Below are 24,013 nucleotides of genomic sequence, written 5' to 3' on the forward strand. Positions count from 1 at the left end.
CCTTATTTCTTTACAATTTCTATTAAACCATCTTCTTTTATTATAAAAACCAGCTCGTTTCCGTAGGCGGTCCCAAGTCTGTTTGTCGCATAAGCTTTTAAATAATATGGAACTCCTGTGTTCAACCCTTCCGGGCTCAACACCGATGACCCAGTTCCACTGGTCAGTTTCTGATCCGCAATTGTAGGGCCCGGGCTTGTGCTCCAACATACGCCGGATTCCAAAATAGCCGGTCCTCCATCGTCCAGCAGGTCAATGCCTGTGAATACTGATGTTGTGCTCTTTTGTGTTACCGCCACTGTTTTCAGCAAAGGTTTTTTCTGTTCTCCATAGCCATACCATTCCGTTAATTTAAATGGCGGCATTTTGTCTTCCAGGTGACTTTTCTGATTCAGGAAGGAAATTCCAAAAGGCGCATTTCGTTCTTCAGTTCTGATCTCTCCTATAGCCAGCATATAGTCTGCGACTGTCTTCATGCTGATCGGTCCTGAGGCCGGCAAAGGACTTTTTTTCCAATCGGCATACAGTGTTACACTTTCTGTAACCGGGAGGCCAAAATTAAAAACTGTTTCCATACTTTGATCACTATACCAGGCATAAAAAACGGTCCCTTCTTTGGTACTTAGCTGAGGTGTTACGATTGCCTGATCTTCGACTTCCATTGGCGCAATCAACGTCCCTCCACGTGTATCCCAGGTCAGGGTATGGAACTGGCGGACGATCGTTAGCAGTCCTGGTTCAAAGCTAAAGTCATAATTGTCTGCCTGCAGCTCAGCGAGGCTCAACACCACCGGATAGGTTCCCGGTAAACTGCTGATGGTTGCGGTTGTGTTATAGGCTGGCATTCCCTGAATCTTTGCGACTGCCCTTAAACCTGTTTCCGTTTCGCCATATTTAAAGCCTTTCATCTCATGACTGAAAGTTGGGTTCTCCTGACCAAAAAAGCGTTTCAGGCTATCACCGTACACGGTAAGCAAGGCTTTACTGATTTTGAAGTTTTGCTGTGCTTCCGCCTTTTCAAAATAGGCGTTCCCTAATTGAACGGCTTTAATCAATACCTCTCCGGCACCCTCAATATGGACAATATCGGCGTTGATGTCCACATGTCCTTCGATCAGCTCAAAAGTGATGGGCAATCCTGAAGCGACAGTGGCCAGCAGTTTAAACGGATCATCTCCATATACTTTATCGACAATTGGGCTAAAGCTGATCACCTGTGGCGCTTTCCGGATATTAACAGTTGCTGCCGCTGCTTGTAAGGTGGTATTGAATGTATTTGGCGCCAACGTTAAATCTCCGGTCATGATCAGTTCTCCAACCGGAGCAGCTGCATACACTGCCGGATCCCAGGTTACACTCAGGTTTTCTTTGCTTCCATCATTATAAGTCGCTTCGATTAATAATGGCAGCCCCAATCCGGAGAATGGCGTACCGTAATTTACCGCTATCGGCGCAATGGTTGCCAGGGAAACAATATCTTTCATCAGGGTTACTTTTATCGAAGCCCTGAGATCGGAAGTATTGCTTACCTCATCTGTCAGCTGGATCTCTCCCTTGATCAGTTGCGGTTGAAGCACATTGCTCTGGTATCCCGTTTCGTCCCACAGTACAGGAAGATCTTCCTTCGTTCCATCGTCATAGGTTACTTTGACTGTAGAAGGTAAATCCAGGGCTGAGAACAGTTTTCCATATACATCGGTCAATGCTGCAGGCTCTTCTACAGAAACAATGTTTTTCTTATCGATGATCACGACAACTTTTGCGGTAATGTCATTCGGATTTGATGCTTTTTCTTCCGGATCCAGTAGTCCTGTAAAATTAAAGCTGCCCACCTGGTTGTCTACAAAATCAGCAGATTCCCAGTTGACGCCAGCCAGACCTGAAGATCCGTTGGTATATGCCACCGGCAGTTGTAGTCCCAATTGGGTGATGACCTGACTCAGCGAAGTTCCCAAAGGAAAGTGAACAGGAGAACTTACCGTAACGGTATTGATGATGAGCAGGGCAGGCTGCACGGTTACTTTTATAGCCGCTGTCTTATTGTCCTTGTTCTCTTCCGGTGCATCAGGCATCAATGTTCCGGTAAGCAGGTAATCTCCCGCTGTTGTTCCATCAAAAGTTCCTTCCTCCCAAATCAGGGATAACGGTTCGGTCTGGTTGTTATTATAGGTTACATTTACAGTTGTTGGCAGTGCCAGGTTTACATACAACGTACCATTAGGCACCAGCAAGCCTGGTAAAGAAGCTACCGAAACAATGTATCTCCTTGCCACCTTCACTTTAAAAGCTGCGCTAAGGTTGTCCGGGTTCTGGGTATTCAAAGGCATTTCCGGCAGGCCATTAAAAATATAGTCATCCGATTCCAATGGATTATATGCTGCATTGCCCCATGTTTTAACGATCAGTGCTGCGGTAGAACCATCATCAAAAGTACCAGTTACGGAGACAGGGAAACCGATTGCCGTCAAAGCCGTACCATTTGGAACAGATACGGAATCCATGGTCATCGCCATCAGCATCCGGATTTTTTCTGCCAGGACTACAGTCATCACTGGTTGCAGGGCTTTCGGGTTGTCAATGTCGTCCGGAACAACCAATGTTCCTTGCAATACATAAATCCCCGGAAGCTGACCATTGTAATTTCCTTTGGCCCAGCTTACCGACAACAGATCTTCAGAATTGTCATTATATCTCACTTTTACGGATTCTGGTAAGGTTAACGCATCAAATTCAGTTCCGTAGCTTACATTCAGATTTTCTATCGCGGCGATCGATTCAATTGCTTTTTTCCCGACCACCACGCAGACCTTAGCAGGGAAGTTATTTGGATTCTGAATCCCCTGAGGCAATACTAAATCTCCTTCAAAAAGGTAGGTTCCTGCCTGCTGGTGATTGTAATCTGTAGATTCAAAAGAGTTGCTCAGTACAGGAATGTCCAAATCAGCACCTTCATCCAATTTCGCATGACTTAAAGCAGGGAAAGGAATCTCCGTCAGGTTCGTACCATAGGCGACAAATATCGTATCCGTTCTCAATTCCAGGATTGCTTTTGCTTTCGCCAATACATTCAACTCCATCTGCGGGACAATTCCTTGTGGGTTTTCAATGTCATCCGGCAGGATAAAGCTTCCGTTGATCAGGTATTTCCCAGCCAGGTTTCCATTGTAACCAGAAAGGTCCCAGGTTAACCCAAGCTCCACAACACCACCATCTTCCAGCTGTGTCATTAAAGCATCCGGCAAGATCAGTTCCGAGGCCTGTGTTCCAAAAAACACAGTTAATGCTTCGGGAGCCTGGTAGGTTTTAATGAGGCGCTTTCCTACTTTAACTTTCAGATCTGCTTTTATGCTATCCGGATTAATGATGCCCTCAGGAATCTCAATTTCTCCTTTCAGCTCATAAGAACCTGGTTCATCAGCAGTATAATCTCCCATCGTCCAGCTCACATTCAAACTGCCGGAGCTTCCGTTGTCGTAGTTTACATTCACCTTTTTCGGGAATAGTAATACGGCTTCATTAAATGGTTTTCCGAAAGGGATATTAACCGAATCAGCCAGCGCAGCAATTACCTTCAATGGCTTTGGTCCAACCCTCACCTGGATCTCTGCGTAACGGTTGTCTGGATTTTCTATCTCGTCGTTAATGACCAGCTCTCCTCTAAAATTATAGACTCCCTCCAGTAATGGGTTATACGTTTCTGAAGTCCACAGGACCCCTTCAGTTCCGGAGGACAGGTCATTATAAGTAACCTTTACCGTTTCGGGCAGATTGATATCACTGCGTTCAGTTCCATATTTAACATCCACTAAGGCCGGATTTGTAACCATTTTGATTTCCTTTTTCCCAAGCGTAATGGTTATTGAAGTACTGCGCAGCTCTTTATTCACGACTCCTTCGATCAGGATTGGATCTCCGCTAAAGGTGTAGATTCCCGGGATAAGCGGATCATAATCCTCCGTGTCCCAGGTTATATTTAAGCTTCCTGTACTTCCATCATCATAAGTTACAGCAAGGGCCGTTTTTAGTGCTTCAATTGCCGTTAGCTTTGTGCCGTAAGCCACCCTTATGCTATCTGGTTGGGCGATGGATACGATGTTTTTGGGTTTAGGTAAGACGGTTAAAATTAAACTGGCTTCGAGATTGCTGTTGTTGTCAATACTTTCGTCGTGCAACAGCTTACCAGACAACATATAATCTCCGGCCAGCATGCGGTTGTACGATCCCACTTTCCATTCTACCCCAACCGTATCAGTGGTTCCATCATCGAACTTCACTTTTATGGTTTGTGGCAGGTCTACATCATCGAAAAGTGTGGCGTATGGTGTCGTTAACCGGGTTAATGGAAGTACTGAAATGATGTTTTTCCGGATGATTACTTTCTGCTCTGCAAACAGACGTTTGCTGTTTACAATTAAGGGTTTCAGTTGTAAAGCACCTTTCAGATCATATTCCGCTCCTTTATCCGATTTATAGACAGATTTGTCCCAGATCACCGTCAGGAATCCTGTGGTCTGATCATGGTAGGTTACCCTTATTGACGACTGCAGTGGCAGATTTGCTGCCGGCGTATTTAAAGGCACGGTAACTTCTGCCAAAGGTTCTATTGCAATGACGTCATGCTGTGCGTAAATGTCAACGCTGGCCTCAAAACCTGCCGGGTTGGCATGTTCTTCTTTCAGGACCAGATCCGCATAAACCCGGTATACACCAGACTTGAGGTCGTAAATCCCCGGCTTCCATACTAAGTTTAACATATCTGTTGTGACCCGGTCATCATAGGTTACTCTGACCTGTTTAGGCAGCACCGGAAGAACTTCAGAGAAAGGTGTGCCCGACAAAACATATACAGGACTCAGCTCTTCCATAGCAATGATATAGGGATAAACAGGGTCTAATACTGCAACCTTTGCAATTGCCGTCAGGTTGTTTCTGTTCATTTCCGGTTGTGGAACGCTCAGTGTTCCGGTAAGGGTATAAATGCCTTCGGTATTGCCATCGTAATTTCCAGGAAGCCAGGTTACCGGAAATTTGGCGTGGCTCTGATCGCTCAGTACCACTTCTACCTGAGTCACCAGGTTCAGCTGTTCAAATGGTGTTCCTGTATCTTTTTTCACCGGTACCGGGTAGGGTTTCAGAACTTCGATAATGTAAGGCTCACGTGGGTTCACTTTGAGTTTAATTTTCAGGGAACCACAAACGTTCGTTCCACTTACAGATAGCGTAAATTCGAAATCTCCGGCTACTGCTGACTCTCCTGAAATCAGCCCCTGCGGACTTAAACTCATCCCATCAGGCAGTAAACCCTGAGAAATCGCATACGTATAAGTTCCGTTTTCGGCCAGCACGATCTGATGACTGTAAGGACTCCACTGGTTTGCAGCTGGAAGTTGTTGTTCTGCATTCTCCAGATAAAGACCCTGGAATTCATAAGCGCCAATGTCTACTGTTCCGTGTTTAATCCGCGTTGCTCCTGCTAAATCTGTAGCTATTCCGGCACTCTTCGTATTGTCGCCCATATTTATAGACGGTGAACAAGAGGCCAGGGAAAGTTCATCTCCGGAAGGATTGTTAAACTGCGGATCTTTAGTCAGGATTTGAACACCTGTTTTGTATCCGTTTTCTATGGTACTGTTGGCTACGATAATTCCCGTACTGAGTTGATCGGGAACATTATTTCCACGTTTATTCCCCCAGATGATGGTATTGTAAACGTTAACTGTTCCGGTGTAACGGTACAGTGCCCCTCCCAACTGCGTCGTTGCAGAAGTATTTGAATAGGCAATCGAATTATTGGCCATGCTTACATTCACCAGATTGGTTATGCCGTTGTAATGATAAATTGCTCCGCCATAATAAGCAGCCGTACCGGTTACTTTATTTCTGCTGAAGACGGTGTTGCTAATGTCAAGGGTTCCCGACTGCTGGTAGATTGCGCCACCCTGCTGCTGGGCAATATTCCCTATAAACCGGGCCTCTCTGATCACTGGCTTTCCATTGGTGTAATTATAAAAAGCGCCTCCGTTTATGGTTGCTCCATTGTCTTTAAACACCACTTTGCTCAAGTTAATTGCAGCAGAAGCATTGAACATTCCGCCTCCATGCCTGGCTTTGTTATTGATAAATTTAAGGTTGTCGAATGTTGCAGCCGCGGAGTTATAGATCCCTCCGCCGTAACCATAGCTTCCGGCACTGACATTGTTATTCTCAAAGATGATATTGGCAAATGCAGCCTGCCCGCTGTTAAAAACCCCGCCTCCATAATTGTAAGCGGCATTGTTTTTGATCCAGAGATTTCTGAAAACTATTTTTCCCGTAGCGTTATAAATTCCGGCACCATAGTAAATGTCTGTACTGGAATTGGAGCCTGTGGCGGTACGTCCGCCAGAAATGCTGAATCCGTCCAGAACCGTTGCCGCTGTTAAAGGCAAGCGGTTATAAATGACGTGATAGCTTCTGTTTTCTCCGCTTAATACGGTTTCATTTGTTGTTGCAATGGCTTCTTCATCACGCTCTGCGAGTTCCTGCTCTGTTCCGGCAAAACCACCGAACATTTTGACATTTTCTTTCAACGTGAAGTAGGAATTTACTTTAAGGCCGGGGATATATTTTCCCTTGGCCACCCAGATGGTATCACCAGCCAATGCGGAGCTGAGTCCTTTTTGGAGATCCAGAAATCCGTTTGTCCAATCTGCACCGTTGTCCATTCCCGTTGCAGCCTGGTTTACATAAATCCGGACACCTCCTCCTCCAAGCTTCACCTCTACCGTATAAAGTCTGTTTCCACATAAGGTACCATCGTTTGCATTGACATTAAAAGTATAAATTCCTGCATTGATTGGTCTTCCTGTGATCCTTCCTGAGGTGCTGAGCAGCAGTCCGTCGGGAAGCTTGCCATAACTGACCGTGTAGGTATAGTTTCCGCTTCCTCCGGTAGCAGTCAGCTGCTGGTCGTAACGTTGCCCTCTGATGCCTTCGGGTATGGCTGCCGGACCGACGATGGTTCTGTTTTGCTGATTTTCATAAGCACCAAGGTCAACGGTCTCCGCTTTAATTCTGGGCTTTGCCAGGACATCCTGATTCAGTCCGGAAGCGAAAACATTATCTCCCATATTGATTGCCGCCGAGCAGTCTGATAACGAAAGATCATCCGGTGTCGTCAGGTTAAACATCGGGTTGGTGTCTATCACGATTTTTCCTGCCGGGTAACCTCCCTGAATCAAAGCATTGCTGACCTTAACATTCAGGTTTAGCTCATCAGAAACATTGTTCCCTCTTTTATTTCCCCAGAGGATGCTGTTCTGTAAATTCATGACTCCGGCATTACGGTAGATTCCGCCACCATATTTATTTACAGAGGCATTGACATAACTGATGCTGTTGTTGCTTACCGTAATGTTGCTGAGTGTAGAGGTTCCGGTATACTGGTAAAGTGCTCCTCCAAAATAGCCCCCGGGATTGCTCACTTTATTCCGGCTAAACATGGCATTGCTTAAGGTTAGTGTCGAGGCCCATTGGAACAGTCCTGCTCCCTGTTGTACGGAAGTATTTCCAATAAAGGACGCTCCGTTTAAAGTAATTTTCCCCGAGTAAGCATAAAATCCGCCTCCCTGAGCAGTCGCCTTATTTTCTTTAAAAATGGCACCATTGATGGTTACTGTTGCGGTAGCCTGGTACATCCCTGCTCCATAGGCTGCGGTATTATTGAGGAACTCCAGATTGCTCATCTTTGCCGCTCCGGCATTGTACAATCCGCCTCCATATTGATAAGAGCCGGTAGTGACAGTATTGTTCTCAAACGTAATTTTATTCAGCACTGCGGCGGCGGCATTGTACATTCCTCCACCGTGGCTATTGGCATTGTTGTTCTTAATCCATAAATCGTTGAAGATGACCGCACCCCGGCTATTGTAAATCCCTGCGCCAATATAAGGTTCGCTGGTACTTCCCGAGGCTGTTTTTCCTCCGGTGATGGTAAAACCATCCAGGACTGTGGCTGTGGTAAGGATTGCCGAGTTAAAAACCACATGCCTGTTGGTATTTTTTCCATCCAGAATCGTTTGATTGGCAGTTCTTGTTTGCAGGGTATCCCTTTCTGAGAGCGAGCTTTCTGTAGCGGCAAAACCACCATAGATCCGGACGCCTTCTTTAAGCTGATAAGTCGAAGTAACCAATGGCCCCGGACTGTAAGTTCCTTTTGCCACCCAGATCTGATCGCCAGGCAAAGCGACCTTCAATGCACTCTGAAGATCCAGATACGCGTTATCCCAGGTACTCCCGTTGTTTTGTCCGGATGCCGCAGCCTGGTTGACCAGGATACGTACAACACCTGTTCCCGCAATAATTTCCATATTGTAAACCCGATGCCCGCATAAGGCTCCGTCAGTGGATTTTACCACAAAAGTATATTTGCCAATCACGATGGGATTTCCACTGATCAATCCTCCGGCGGTCATCGAAAGCCCGTCAGGAAATTTTCCAGAAACCAGTTCATAGCTATAATTTCCTGCTCCGCCAAGTCCTTGCAACTGGAGGCTAAAGACATCTCCGCGTGTTGCCTGTGGCATACTCGCGGGACTAAGGGAAATCACTGGTTCCTGGTATTCAAAGGCTCCCAAGTCGACGATTCCTGATGATGTTCTTTCCTGAGCGCCCAGGTCTTTGTTTCCTGCCAGCACAAGGCTGTTGTCTCCTGTATTTATCGCAGGCGAGCATCCGGTAAGGCTAAGATCATCCGTTGTTGTGTTTTTAAACAAAGGATCGCGATCGATGATATTTATGCCTGTTGCAAGCCCTCCCTGAATCAGGGAATTGTTGACTTTGATATTTAAGTTCAGTTGATCGGCAAGGCCTGCACCTCTGGTATTTCCCCATAAGATGCTGTTATTGATCGTTACGGTACCTGCGTTGCGGTAAATTGCCCCACCATAGTTAAGCAGCCCTACCTTGGAATAGTTAATGCTGTTATTGCTGAAAGTATTATTTGTCAGCAGGGCGGTTCCGGAATAAATGTAAACCGCTCCGCCAAAATAGCCTGCAGTTGAAGTGACGCTGTTCCTGCTGAAAGTACTATTGTCCAGTTTAAACACGCTGTTAGACCAGATCGCCCCACCATGTTGTACCGCTGTATTTCCACTGAAAGCAGTTCTGTTCAGGCTAAGGGTTCCACTTGCATAAATTGCCCCACCCATTCCAGTGGCTGCATTGTCTTTAAATACCACATCGTTAAAAACAGGTGTTCCGTTGGCGATGAATACGGCACCCCCTGTAGTTGATTTGTTTCCTGTAAAACTGGCATTTGTAATGGTCAATGAAGCTCCGGAGTTGCTGTAAATCGCGCCTCCCTGTCCGTTGGTAATGGTATTGTTGTTAAACTTCACATTGTTCAGCTCTGCAAGCCCTGCATTGAACAGGGCAGCACCATATCCGGGATAACTTGCCGATTCGATGATTTTGTTGTTTTCAAATACCCCATTGTTGAGCTTAAACCCGCCGGCATTATATACGGCAGAACCACGGGAATACTGACCCATCGTTCTGTTGTTACTGAAAATGATATTGGTATAGCTCGCATTTCCACTGTGGTAAAGGCCGGCCCCATAACTCGCGACATTGTTTTTAATCCATAAATGATTGAATACAGCCGCTCCTGCGGTGTTGTAAATTCCCGCACCGTTATAATTTGCATTGTTGTAATATCCGCCATAACCGGCCAGGGCATTTCCTCCCTGAATGGTAAATCCGTCAAGGATGGTTGCATTGGTCAAGGCAGCAGCATTGTACACCACATGGTAGCTCGGTTTACCCTGACTACCATCAAGGATCGTTTCGTTCGTTCCACGGATCGCAAGGCTATCTCTTTCCGAGAGTAAGGTTTCCGTTCCGGCAAAACCACCGTAAACTTTTACGCCTTCTTTTAAAGTAAAAAAGGAACTAACGAGCAGGCCAGGACTGTAAGTCCCTTTAGCCACCCAGATTTCATCCCCTCCGCTGCTCTGCCCAAAAGCGGTTTGCAGATCGGTAAAAGCGTTGGCCCAGTTGCTTCCGTTATTGTCTCCTGTTGCAGACTGATGAACATAAAGTCTGCCGGATCCGGTTGAAATGTCTATCGTATATTGTTTGTTTCCTGCCATGGTACCGTCGGTAGCCCCGATTACAAAGGTATAGCTCCCTATCATCGTTGGTGTTCCCCTTAGCTTTCCATCGGGACCGAAGACGAGTCCAACAGGAAGTTTTCCACCCTGCAAGGCCCATGTCAATGGGAAACTACTTCCGGTAGCAGTAAGTTGCTGGTCAAGATATAATCCTCTTTTTAAAGGCCCTATTGTTGCCGGATTGATGATCAGGCTTTGTCCGCCTTCATTTTCAAAGGCACCAAGGTCAATCACACCGTTCTTTACCCTTGGATTCCCGGCAAGATCTTTGTCAAATGCCTGCCAGCTGTTTTTTCCGGCATCGATGGCGAGCGATCCGCCTTTCAGGTGAAGCTCATCTACCGCTGCATTTTCAAACATCGGGTCGCCAATCTTCACATCTTCCCCTGTAGCATAACCGTTCTGCACCACGGTGCTGCCCACTACAATTCCTGCATTGAGTTGATCGGCAACATTATTACCTCTTTTGTTTCCCCAAAGGATGCTGTTGTGGACCGTTACCGTTCCTGAGTTGCGGTATAATGCGCCACCATAACTTAATGTGGTGCTGGCATTGGTATAACCGATACTGTTGTTACTAAAGCTCACGTTGTTGATCAGTGCATCTCCTGAACTGACATACCATGCCCCACCAAAGTATCCGGCAGTTGCATTTATTTTGTTGCGACTAAAAATGCTGTTATCAACTCTGATGTTTCCATTGGACCAGATGGCTGCACCATGCTGACCAGAAGTATTCTCCAGGAAAGAAACCCGGTTCAGCACCGGAGTTCCCGCAGCATAAATTGCTCCCCCCGTCCAGGTGGAAATATTGCCATGGAAGATCACATCACTTAAATCAGGTGCACCATTGGCGATGAATAGTGCCCCACCTGTGCTTGCTTTATTTCCTGTAAATTCCGACCTGCTTAGTTTTAATACAGCAGAAGAAGTAGTATAAATCGCTCCCCCCTGTCCGTTAGAGATCGTATTATTGATGAATTTTACGCTATCCAGCTCCATCAGTCCGGTACTGAATATTCCCGCACCATATCCGGTATAACTTGCAGATTCCATAATTTTATTGCCTTCCAGCAAACCGGAAGTCAGGGCAAAACCTTTCACATTGTACACTGCGGCTCCACGTCCGTAAGATCCTACAGCCTGGTTATTGCTAAACCGGATATTGCTGTAGGTTGCATCACCCGTGTGGTATAAACCCGCCCCATAAGTGGCGATATTATTTTTTATCCATAAGTTTCTAAATAGTGCGGCTCCCGCGGTATTGTAAATTCCTGCTCCATAATAGTTGGCATTAGATCCCGAACTGTAGGTCGTCAGTGCCTTTCCTCCCTGGATGCTGAATCCATCCAATATCGTTGCATTCGTTAAAGCAATAACATTGTAAACCACATGATAACTTGACTGCCCCTGGCTTCCATCCAAAATCGTTTCGTTTACTCCGCTGATGGCTTCTTTATTCCGGTCGGTAAGTGCTATTTCGGTGCCGGCAAAACCGCCGTAGAGTTTTACTCCTTCTTTTAGCGTGAAAAAAGAACTGGCGGTCGGTCCGGGACTATACGTCCCTTTAGCCACCCAGATTTCATCTCCGGCTTTAACCTGTGCCATGGCTGGCTGTAAATCATTAAAAGCATGGATCCAGCTGCTGCCATTGTTGTCTCCTGTTGCTGCCTGATGAACAAATAACCGTACTGCTCCTTCCTTTACTTCAACCGTATATTGTCTGTTTCCTGCGATCGTTCCATCGCCGGCGCCAATCACGAAGGTATAGGTGCCTGCAAGTGTTGGTGTTCCACGCAGCTTTCCATCCGGAAGAAATACCAGTCCTGTTGGTAGCTTTCCTCCCTGGAAGCTCCAGGTTACCGGAGAAGATGTTCCGGTATATGTCATTTGCAAATCCAGATAAGTTCCCCGTGTAATCGCTGCAATTACTCCGGGACTGATGGTTAACTGCCCTGCCCCATCATTTTCATAAGCACCCAGATCGACCACTTCATTTACGATCCTTGGATTTCCCGCCAGGTCTTTATCATAAGTCTGCCAGCTGTTATCCCCAACATTAATCGCCAGGGATCCTCCCTTTAAGCGTAAATCATCTGCCAATGGATTCTCAAACATCGGATCCCCGATCTTGATGTCAGTTCCCGAAGCATAGTTATTCTGAACAATAGAACTGCCAATCACGATTCCTGCATTGAGTTGATCGGCGACATTATTGCCCCGCTTATTTCCCCAAAGAATGCTGTTGTGAACCGTTACTGTTCCTGAATTCCGGTATATAGCAGCTCCATAACTTAACGTGGTACTGGCATTGGTATAACCGATACTATTTCCGCTGAAACTGGCATTATTGATCGTTGCCGTACCTGAACTTACATATATTCCGGCTCCAAAATACCCAGAAAGGGAGCTGACCCGGTTTCTGCTAAAAATGGTATTGTCTGCTTTAAAAATTCCGTTTGTCCAGACTGCAGCACCTTGCTGAACAGCTGTATTGTTGACAAATGAAGTCTGGTTCAGGAAGGCACTGCCACTGGAATAAATGGCCCCGCCTGTTCCTGTTGCCGCATTATCTTTAAAGGCTCCGGCAGTTAAGTTCAAGCTTCCATTGTAGAGGAACAATGCTCCTCCGGTAGTGGCTTTATTCCCCGAGAACTCCACATCCGTTATCTTTATGATCGCGCCGGAAGTGGAATAAATTGCCCCTCCCTGTCCGCTGTTGATGGTGTTGCTGACAAACTTTACGTCCTTAAGTTCCGAAGAAGAAGCATTAAAAATCGCTCCTCCATATCCGGTATAACTGGCCGATTCAGCAATTTTGTTTTGCTCAAAAAGTCCTTTGGTTAAATTGAACCCTTTGGCATTGTAAACTGCTGCCCCCCTTGCATACGATCCTTTCGTTTCGTTATTGCTAAAAATAAGATCTGTATATTCTGCTTCGCCACTATGGTATAATCCAGCACCATAAGTGGCGATATTGTTTTTAATCCAGAGCTGGCGAAATACTGCTGCTCCTGCAGTATTGTAAATTCCTCCACCATAATAATTGGCATTAGACCCGGAGCTGTAAGTCGTCAGTGCCTTTCCTCCCTGGATGCTGAATCCGTCCAGAACAGTTGCTGCTGTTAAGGCCGCGGTATTATAAACGACATGGTAACTGGCAATACCTTTAGCGCCATCGAGGATCGTTTCATTCGCTCCACGAATGGCTTCCTTGTTGCGGTCTGTCAGTAATATTTCCGTACCCGCAAAACCACCATACATCTTTACCCCTTCTTTGAGTGTGAAAAAAGAGCTGGCCGTTGCACCCGGACTATAATTCCCTTTTGCCACCCAGATCTCATCTCCTGCAGAGGCTTGGGTTAAGGCCGTTTGTAAATCGGTCAGGGCATTGGCCCAGTTGCTTCCGTTGTTACCACCTGTTGCGGATTGATTAACATATAACCGTGTTGGTCCGTTTGATACGGAGACGGTATATTGTCTGCTTCCGCTTAGTTGTCCATCTGTTGCCGCAGCAACAAAGGTATAGGTCCCAGCAAGCACAGGCATTCCAGTAATTAGTCCTTGCTGAGTTAAGATCAGTCCTGTGGGTAAACTTCCTGATTGTAAAGTCCAGGTATAGGTTCCGGTTCCACCGGTTGCGGTCATCTGAATTACCGGATCGATGCCTCTTGGGAAGGGATTGAATGTTCCCGGCAGAATCTTCAGTCCTGCTCCACCCTGATTTTCATAGGCCCCGAGGTCGATCAGGTCATTCATCACCCTGGCATTTCCCAGGAGATCGGTTGAACTGCTGTTTTTACTGTTATCTCCGGCATCAATGGCAGGAGATCCTGCTTTTAGCTGAAGGTCATCGCCTGCGGCGTTATTAAATAAAGGATCTCCGATTAAGACGTTTGTACCCGCAGCATAACCTCCCTGCACAAGCGATTGCGTCAGGACGATTCCTGCATTCAGCTGGTCAGGGATTTCATTCCCCCGTTTATTGCCCCAGAAGATACTGTTGTTAACGTTCAGAACTCCTGTAGAACGATATAAGCCTGCACCTCCCATTGTAGTTGCCTGGGTAAAGGCGATGCGGTTGGCACTAAAAGTAACATTGTTCAGGGTTGCTGCTGCCGCAACAAACATCCCTCCTCCATAATAAGCACCTGTAGTGCTGACGCTGTTTCGGCTGAATATTACATTTTCCAGGTTGGCTGTTCCGGCAAGGTGATACATACCACCTGCCTGTTGTCCGGCAGAATTTCCGGTAAAGGCGCTGTTGTTTATCGTGATCAGTCCGCCATTATGCGCCAGACCTCCGGCATAAAGTCGGGCGGTATTTTCCTTAAACACTGCATTGGTTAAACCAATTGCCGCATTCAGGTTATACATTCCTCCTCCATAAGCTGAGGCTTCGTTCTTTTCGAAAAGGATATTGCTAAAGGTTGCCGGTCCGGCATTGTATACCCCCGCACCACGGTCAGCCTTGTTGTTAACGATTTGCAAGTTGTTAAATACAGCCTTAACACCTGCGTAGTTATAAATTCCTCCACCACGGTTGTTATCGGTATCTCCACCTGGTAACGCTTGTCCGCCGTTAATGGTAAAACCATCCAGTAAGGTTGTATTGCTTAAATTGAGGTTGTTAAATACAACGTGTCTGCTTGCCACGCCCTGACTACCATCCAAAATGGTCTTATGGTCTGTATGAATGAGTTTTGAATCTCGTTCTTCCAGGTTTTTCTCTGTTCCGCCAAAGCCACCAAATACTTTTACTCCTTCTTTAAGCGTAAACCAATCTGTTGCTAAAAGTCCAGGGCTATAATTTCCTTTTGCCACCCAGATCTGATCGCCCGGAATGGCTTTATTCAATGCGTTTTTAAGATCTGTGAATCCATTTTCCCAATTGCTTCCATCGTTCTTTCCACCGGATGCAGCGATGTTGGTATATAAAACAGCATTCGCCGGATTAACCTGCAAGGTGTATTGACGACTTCCAACCAGTTCTCCATCCGTTACGGCGATTACGAAAGTATAAAGCCCCGCGATCATAGGTCTACCGGAAAGTACGCCCTCAGGCTTAAGGATTAGTCCAACCGGAACGGTCCCCGAGCTGAAGCTCCATGTTAAAGGATTCTGAGCTCCTGCAACAGTTAAGGGAACCTCGATGTCATCTCCACGATTGTACGCCGCTAAGCTTAAAGGAGAAATGGCCAAGCTCGCTGCTCCCTGATTCTCATAGGCGCCCATATCCACAGTTTCATTGATCAGACGGGGATTGCCATCGAGATCTGTTGCAGTAGAGATTTTTGCATTATTTCCCATATCGATGGCCGGAGAGCCTCCTTTTAACCGCAGGTTATCTGCATCTGCATTTACAAAAAGAGGATTTCCAATGCTGATGTTCGTTCCGGCGGCATATCCTCCCTGAACAATACTTTTATCAATGGTTACCACTCCTGAAATTTGATCGGGAAGATTTGCACCATAGGTATTTCCCCAGAAAATGCTGTTGTTGACTGTTACCGTGCCTGCTGCCCGATATAGGCCTCCGCCACCTGCTGATGCTCTGGCGATGCTGTTGTTGCTAAAAGTGACATTGATCAGGCTGGCATTGGTTGCGGCATACATAGCCCCACCATAATTTGCAGCCGTTGAGGTGACTTTGTTTCGGCTAAAAATGACGTTGTCCAGTTTGGGTACGCCACCAGAATAAAGCGCGCCTCCATGAAGTACAGATTCATTGGCAATGAAAGAAACCCGGTCAAATATCGGAGCGCCAATACTGTTGACCGCCCCTCCACTACCGGCAGCTTTATTCTCTTTAAAAATAACGTCTTTAAATTCGCTGGCCCCTCCGGCAAGATATATTGCCCCTCCGGTCATTGCGGTATTTGCGGTAAAAGTGGTATTAGCGACTTTCAATGGTGCGTTGGTGTTGTTGTAAATTGCTCCACCTTGTGCGTAAGCGGTACCTCCTACATTGTTGTTTTTGAAGCTGCTGCTGGTAATCGTCAGCGTTCCGTAATTGATCAGCGCCCCACCATAGGTATTGCTTCCAACAGTAACGACATTGCTATCGAAAATTGCCTTGTCAAGGATCGTATTTGCACCAGTATTGTTAAATAATCCCGCACCGCGGCCATAACTTCCTATGGTTGTATTGCTGACAAACTGCGTATTGGTAAATGTTGGTGCCCCTCCGCCTACAAAAACACCTCCTCCATATAATGCACTGTTGCCGGTAATGATCAGGTTATTGAATATTGGGTTTCCAAGCGCGGTATAAATTCCAGCTCCATAATAATTGGCGGTATAACCGCTGCTGCTGTTCGTGGTTAATGTTTTCCCTCCACTAATGACAAAGCCATCTAATATTGTCGCATTAGTCAACGCCAGAACATTCGAAACAACATGGTAACTGGCTACCCCCTGACTACCATCCAGCAGACTTTTGTTTATTGTATTTACCGATTCCAGGTTTCGTGCGGCAAGGTTCTCTTCTGTTCCTGAAAAGCCACCATAAATCCGCAATCCTTCTTTTAAAGTAAAGGAAGAGGCTGCAAGTGGTCCCGGGCTATAATTTCCTTTTGCTACCCAGATTTCATCGCCTGCCGTTGCCAGCGCAATAGCAGATTGCAAATCAGTAAAGGCATTGGCCCAATCGCTCCCGTCCTTTTTCCCTGTAGCAGTTTCGCTGGTAAAGAAGTGTGTTGCTGCCGGACTGATAACAAAAGAATATTGTTTACTTCCAATAAAGGCGCCATCGGTAACAGAAAGGACAAAGGTGAAACTCCCTGCCGTCGTCGGCCTGCCCGCCAATAATCCCGAAGGGCTTAAGCTCAGACCAGTCGGTAAATTGCCTGAAGAAACAGACCAACTGAGTTGCTCTGTTCCGCCTGTGGCGGTAAACTGCTGACTGAAAGGTTTTCCTCTGAGCACAGCAGGGAGTGTTGCAGGAAGAATGGAAAGACTACTTCCGCCCTGATTTTCATAAGCGCCCAGATCCACTTTATCATTCACGATACGTTCATTGACGTCGAGATCCCTGGAGGTGCCGGTTGCGGCATTGTCACCGGCATCAATTGCCGGTGATCCCCCTTTGATCCGCAGGTTGTCATTTGCTGCATCAGTGAACAATGGATTTCCAATAGAAATATTCGTTCCTGCGGCATAACCAGTTTCTACAATGCTATTGGCAACCGTCAGGCCTACGCCACTTAACTGGTCGGGAACATTTCCACCTCTTTTGTTTCCCCAGAAGATGCTGTTGTACACTGCTGCGGTTCCTACAGCCCTGTAAAAGAATCCGGCACCAGAGGTGGTGGTGGCATGAATATAAGCGGTAGTGTTATTGCTAAAAGAAACGTTCGACAAGACCGATGATCCGGAATAATGAAACATTCCGGCGCCATAACCACTTGCCGAATTTGTAGGTATTGTATTCCGGCTAAAGATGATATTGTCCAGTCTGGCGATGCCGGTATTATAGACTCCGGCACCATGCTGTAATGAGCTGTTCGCGATAAAAGAACCCCTGTTCAGGGTAAATGTTCCTGAACTGTAAACTCCGGCACCAGACGTCGTAGTGGTATTCCCTTTGAAAGTAAGGTCTTCTCCATCCAGAACGCCGTTATTTAGAATTCCTCCTCCTGTACCGGAAGAATTATTCCCTTCGAAAAACGCCTTTTTTATCGTGAGCAAGCCAGTCCTGTGGTATAGACCGGCCCCTCCGCTCGTACCTGTCTTATTGCGTAAAAAGCTGAGATCTTCCATCCTTACCTCTGCAATGCTATTATACATTCCTCCTCCAATAACGGCTTCATTCTCTATGAAAACCAGTTTTTTAAAAGAAGCCAATGCATTAAGATTATAGAGCCCTCCCCCATAACCAGCTCCACCCAGAACGGTGTTCTTCTCCATGCGGATATTTTCGAAGGTTGCCGGACCGTTGTTATAAATACCACCTGCAAAATAATAAGCATAGTTATTCTTCACCCAGAGGTTCCTGAATACCGCAGCGCCTGCATTGTTATAAATTCCTGCCGCACTATAAGCAATCGATGTATTTCCTACCGCCGTTCTTCCGCCAGTGATGCTGAAACCATCAATGATTGTAGCATTACTTAATGCAGTAATATTGCTGAGGACATGATAACTCTTTCCATTCCCGTTCAGAATAGACTCATTCACCCCATACAATTGATTGGCATCAGCAACCCTTGCAGATAGGACATCCTCTGTACCTGCGAAACCACCATATAATTTAACCCCTTCTCTCAACGTGAAAGTGGCGTTAACATCCGTTCCAGGCAGGTAATTCCCTTTAGCTACCCAAACTTCATCACCGGCATTTGTTTGTGCCAGAGCCAGCTGTAAATCGGTAAATGCATCATTCCAGCTGTTCCCATTTTTAGCTCCTGCAGTTGCGCCTTCGCGTACGTAAATCCTCGCCGGAGCCTGTAATACCTCTAAGGTATATTGCTTTGTTCCGAGTAGTGTTCCATCTGCGACAGAGACAGCAAAAGTATAACCTCCGATCAGGGAAACCATGGCACGTCCATAAATCCTTCCATCAGCAGACAATTGAAGCCCGGTAGGAAGATCTCCAGACAAAAGACTCCAGGTATATGGGGCCGTTCCACCCGTAGCATGGAGCTGAATGTTTACGTCAAGGCCCCTCGTTAATGCGCTTAAAGTAGCCGGGCTGATTTTTAAAGATGCTCCTCCCTGGTTCTCATAGGCCCCCTGATCTACGATGGTATTGTAAAAGCGTGGATTTCCTTCGATGTCTTTTGAGCTTTCTGTATAGGTGTTATTTCCTTTATCTATGGCCAATGATCCACTTTTCAGGCTTAAGTTATCCATGTCGGCATCAGTGAACAGGGGATCCCCTACTATAATTGCCGTTCCGGTAGCATAATCGTCCTGTACGGTACTGTTGGCTAAAGTATTAATTCCGGTATTGACCTGATCGGGAATGCCTCCGGCCCTGGTATTGCCCCAAAAAATACTGTTAAAGATGTTGGCCGTTCCTGAGTTTTTATACAGTCCGGCGCCACTGTTTACCGCAACTCTTGCGACTGTATTGTTGCTGAATGTGGCATTACTCATACTTAACGTTCCGCTTTGAAGGAATAATCCTCCCCCGAAATAACTGGCATTGGTCACTTTATTTCGGCTAAAGACCACATTTGATAGCGTATTGGTTACCGTTCCATAGAAACCAGCACCATTCTGCACTGCCGTATTGCCCAGGAACGAGACCCTGTCCAGATTGATGACGCTGGAGTTCGAAAGACCACCGCCATAAGTTAGGGCAGAATTATTTTTAAAGACAACATCTGTAACGACTGCTGTTCCCGAATTGGCCATTCCTCCCCCGTAACCGTCCGCACGGTTACTGATGAATTCTGCTCCGCTAAGGGAGAATCCCAATGCCGTGTTTACTAATCCTCCACCGTAACTGGTTGCAGCATTGGCCTCAAAAACTGAGTTGGTGACGGAAACATTGGCAGAAATGTTATATAGACCAGCTCCTAATACCGCCTGATTCCCTCTGAAGGTTACCTTATTCAAAATGGCATTTGCCCCTGAATTATGCATACCTCCGCCATATTTATTTCCTCCGATCAGCACATTTTCTTCGAAAAGGATATTGTCCATTTTCAAGGCAGTGGCAACGTTATATATCCCGCCACCGTAATGATATGCTTTATTATTTTTTAGGACCAGGTTTCTAAATGTGCCATTTACTGCAGCAGCAAAGTGATAAATTCCACCTCCATAGTTGTTTGAATTTCCACCGGAAATGGTAAACCCATCCATCATCGTTTCTACGGATAACAGCGTGGGGTTATTGATCACGTGGCGGTTCAGGTCATTTCCACTTAACTCCGTTTCATGAACCGTAAACCTTCCTGAAGCATCAGCGATACGTTCAGTGAGCTGATTTTCTGTACCTGCAAATCCTCCATACATCTTCACTCCGGAGACCATGTAAAATGAAGAGTCGACATGTGCAAAAGGAAGGTATCGCCCTTTTGCAACCCAGATTTCGTCCCCATCTTTCGCGAGCGTCAGGGCCGTCTGTAATCTGGTATAGGCATTTGTCCAATCTATTCCATTGTTAACTCCTGTTGCGTTTCCGCGAACATATAATCTCACTGCCCCCGGGTTGACCACCAATGTATATTGGCGACTCCCCACCATACTTCCCTGTGTCGCACGGATTACAAATACATAGGTTCCTAAAATCACTGGGATTCCACTCAGAATTCCGGTTTGGGTATTAAAATTCAGTCCCAGGGGCAAAGTCCCGTGTGACAATTCCCAACTTACCGCACCTGAACCTCCCGTTAACGTAAACGGCTGATGATAAGCAGTTCCTCTTGGTAGCGGAGCAATGGATTCGGGCATCATCGTAAGAGATCCTGGCGCTCCAATTGGATTCTCCAATGCCCCCAAATCAACAGTTCCGTTAACCACACGGGTGTTTCCCGCCAAATCTGTAGCGGTATTTACCTTTAAATTATTTCCCGCATCAATCGCTATTGACCCATTTTTAAGTCTGAAATCATGTATAGCAGCATCCTGAAAATCCGGATTGCCGATGATGTTATTTACTCCCGAAGTGTAGTTGTTTTGAACAATGTTGTTGCCCATCTGTGCAATGGCTGCTCCTCCGATCTGATCGTCCACATTGTTCCCTCTTTTATTTCCCCAGAAAATACTGTTGTGAATATTTACGGTGCCGGGAGTATTAAATAACCCTGCGCCCAAAGCGCTTCCCTGTGCGCCGACAACAGCGATGGTATTGTTACTGAACGTACTATTTTGAATGTGCGCAGTACCACTCTCGATAAACATTCCACCTCCATTATATCCGGCCACAGTCCCGGTTACGCTATTCTTACTGAGCACTACATTACGAAGAGTAATTAAGTTTAAGGCATAAATACCCCCACCTTTCTGATCGGCAACATTCTCCAGAAATGAGGCCCGGTCAATGGTAATATCTCCTGAACTGTAAAGTCCTGCACCATTGGTTTTGGAAGTATTGTTCTTAAAGACGGCATCCGTCAGTACAGCGGTTCCGGAATGGCTCATTCCTCCTCCGATGGAGGTGGCGGTGTTGCCTTCAAATGCGATCTTATTCATCGTTAGCGCAGTTCCGCTGTTAAACATCCCAGCTCCCTGCACTGCATCATTATTCCTGAAGGTTATTTTGTTCAGGCTGGCATTTGCCCCCGAATTGTACAGTCCTCCGCCATATCGGGTTGTTGTGATGACCTGGTTACCTTCAAAAAGGATATTGTTCAGTTTTGTGGCGGCTGCTCCATTGAACATTCCACCACCGTATATGCTTGCTTTATTGCTTTTAATGACAAGGTTATTGTATGTTCCATTTACAACCGCAGTTCCGATATAGATTCCTGCACCATGACCGTTCTGCCCTGAACCATTGGCATAGCCCTCAGTAATGGTAAATCCATCCAGTAAAGTCGTAGCCGCAAGTGCCGTAGTGTTCAGAATCAGGTGGCGATTGGTCCCATTTCCATGTAATATGGTTTCATGAACGGTAAATCGTTCCGAAGCATCCGCTGCACGCTCCGCTAAAGTCGTCTCTATACCTTTAAACCCGCCATACATCTTCACTCCTGAAACCATAGAAAAGGCGGAATCAAGATGGAGAGCCGGACTATATACCCCTTTTGCTACCCAGATTTCATCCCCATCTTTCGCGAGCGCCAAAGCAGTTTGCAATCTGGTATAGGAATTTGCCCAATCCGCTCCGTTATTAAGTCCTTGTGCAAGCCCGTTTACATGTAATCTCGCAGCAGCCGCAGTCACCACGATGGTATATTGTCTGTTTCCGATCAAGGCTCCACTCTTTGCCTGAACCACAAAAATATAGGTCCCTGCAATCATAGGAATTCCGGCAAGCACCCCTGACTGGTTATTTAAGGTAATTCCCGGAGGCAGGTTCCCAAAAGTTAAGGCCCAGCTTACCGGCCCTGTTCCTCCGGTAGCGCTAAGTTCCTGTCTATAAAGCAGTCCACGCGGCTGGGGGGTAATATTTTCGGGAGCAATTGTTAATGAGGCAGACATTCCGTCCGGATTTTCCAATGCACCAAGATCCAGCTTCAGCCCGGCGAGCCTTGCATTTCCAGCAAGGTCCTTTGATCCGGTTTGTTTCGCATTATCGCCGGCATCAATGGCTATAGAGCCATTTTTTAATCGCAAATCATCCTGTCCTGCATTTTCGAAATCAGGATTACCAATCAGGTTATTCGTACCAAAAGGATAATTATTCTGAACGAGGCTTCCTCCCATTGTGATCGTAGTCCCACCGATCTGGTCTTCTACATCGTTTCCTCTTTTATTTCCCCAAAAAATGCTGTTATAGGCGCTCAAGGTTGTTGCAGCATGCAATCCCCCGCCAAAATAGGCGGTTGTCGCATTTGGATATGCGATCGTATTATTGCTGAATGTACAATTTAGGATATTCGTTAATCCTCCGGCAACATACATTCCTCCTCCGTAATAACCAGCGGCTGTTCCGGTAACCGCATTCCGGCTCAGTGCCGAATTTCGGAGAGAAATTGCTGCCGAAGAATAAATTCCTCCTCCCCTTTGTACTGCTGTATTCTGTAGGAAAGCAGCCCGGTCGAGCGTCATATCTCCGTTGTTAAAAATTCCTCCCCCGTTAATGGTCACCGAATGGTTTTTAAATGTCGCATCGCTAAGCGTTGTCGTCGCAGTATTGTATAGTCCTCCTCCTGAATTTGCGCCAGTATTGTTATTAAATAAAATCCGGTCAAAAACAACGGCCGCAGAATTGTACATACCTGCTCCCTGAGTATAGGACGTCAGACCGGGATAGAAGCCGTTATTTTCAACAATGAGGTTCTTAAAAGAGGCGGTTCCATTGTTATAAATTCCGCCCCCATAACCGCTGGAGATGTTATCTTTTATCCAAAGGTTTTGAAAAACAGGACTGCCGGCAGTATTGTAAATCCCGGCACCCCGATGTGTTGCGGCATTGCTATTGGCATTGGGAGTACGTCCTCCGGTAATGGTAAATCCATCCAGCACCGTTTGGTTGTTCAAAGCCGCAGCGTTACTCAGTACATGATTATTGACATATCTTCCATCAAGAATACTCTCATTTACAGTAAAAAGATCATTCACATCAGCGATACGCTGGGTAATTGCGGTTTCTGTTCCTGCAAAACCACCATAAATCTTGACTCCTCCTTTTAAGGTAAAAGTTGATGCTGCCAATGCCCCAGGACTGTAATTTCCCCGGGCGACCCAGATTTCATTACCTGCAACCGATTTGGTGATCGCGGTTTGAAGGTCGATATAAGCATTGGCCCAATTCAGTCCTGAATTAGCACCTGCCGCGGCACTGTTTACGTAGATTTTAGTTTGAGCTGAAACGTTAAAGGAATAGAAAAAAAAGAATAGAAAAGCAAAGGCCTTAAAAAGGAAAGTGCGCATAATGTGTATTGGAGGATTTTTTCTTGAAAAAATTGGGGTTTACTGTAATCAGGCAAAAAAGTTTATTTTGTTTCTCTCTTTGAAAGAAAATTAAGTTAATAATTTGGCATTTACAGAAATGAATAAAATTCTCATAATCACTCTTTTTTAATACCATTTTATGTAAAAAATTTACCAGGTAGCAAAGCTAAAAAATAAAGTTTGCCCCACAATAAAATACTGGGTGGTTTTAGTAAATAAATAAGCTGTTAAACAGATAAGTGAGAAGCGATTAGCATCACAGGTAAAGGTTGCATTTAAATACACGAATTGAAGTAAGTCAGACTAGTAATTCGTATTGTTTTTGATAAAAAACGGGATAAAAAAAGGCG

General features: G+C 46.0%; 1 protein-coding gene. It reads right to left on the reverse strand.

Annotated features, from left to right (window positions below; all coding sequences use genetic code 11):
* Positions 1 to 2 precede the first annotated feature (2 nt).
* Complete coding sequence (locus AAFF35_RS28950; RefSeq protein WP_342329917.1) at positions 3 to 23,642, reverse strand: putative Ig domain-containing protein; 23,640 nt, start codon at positions 23,640 to 23,642, stop codon at positions 3 to 5.
* Between the last annotated feature and the right edge of the window lie 371 nt (positions 23,643 to 24,013).

The sequence above is a fragment of the Pedobacter sp. FW305-3-2-15-E-R2A2 genome (genome assembly GCF_038446955.1).
GTDB lineage: Bacteria > Bacteroidota > Bacteroidia > Sphingobacteriales > Sphingobacteriaceae > Pedobacter.

Excerpts from the sequence above, each read along its gene's own strand:
- AAFF35_RS28950 (WP_342329917.1), bottom strand. The coding sequence starts at position 23,642 with ATGCGCACTTTCCTTTTTAAGGCCTTTGCTTTTCTATTCTTTTTTTTC.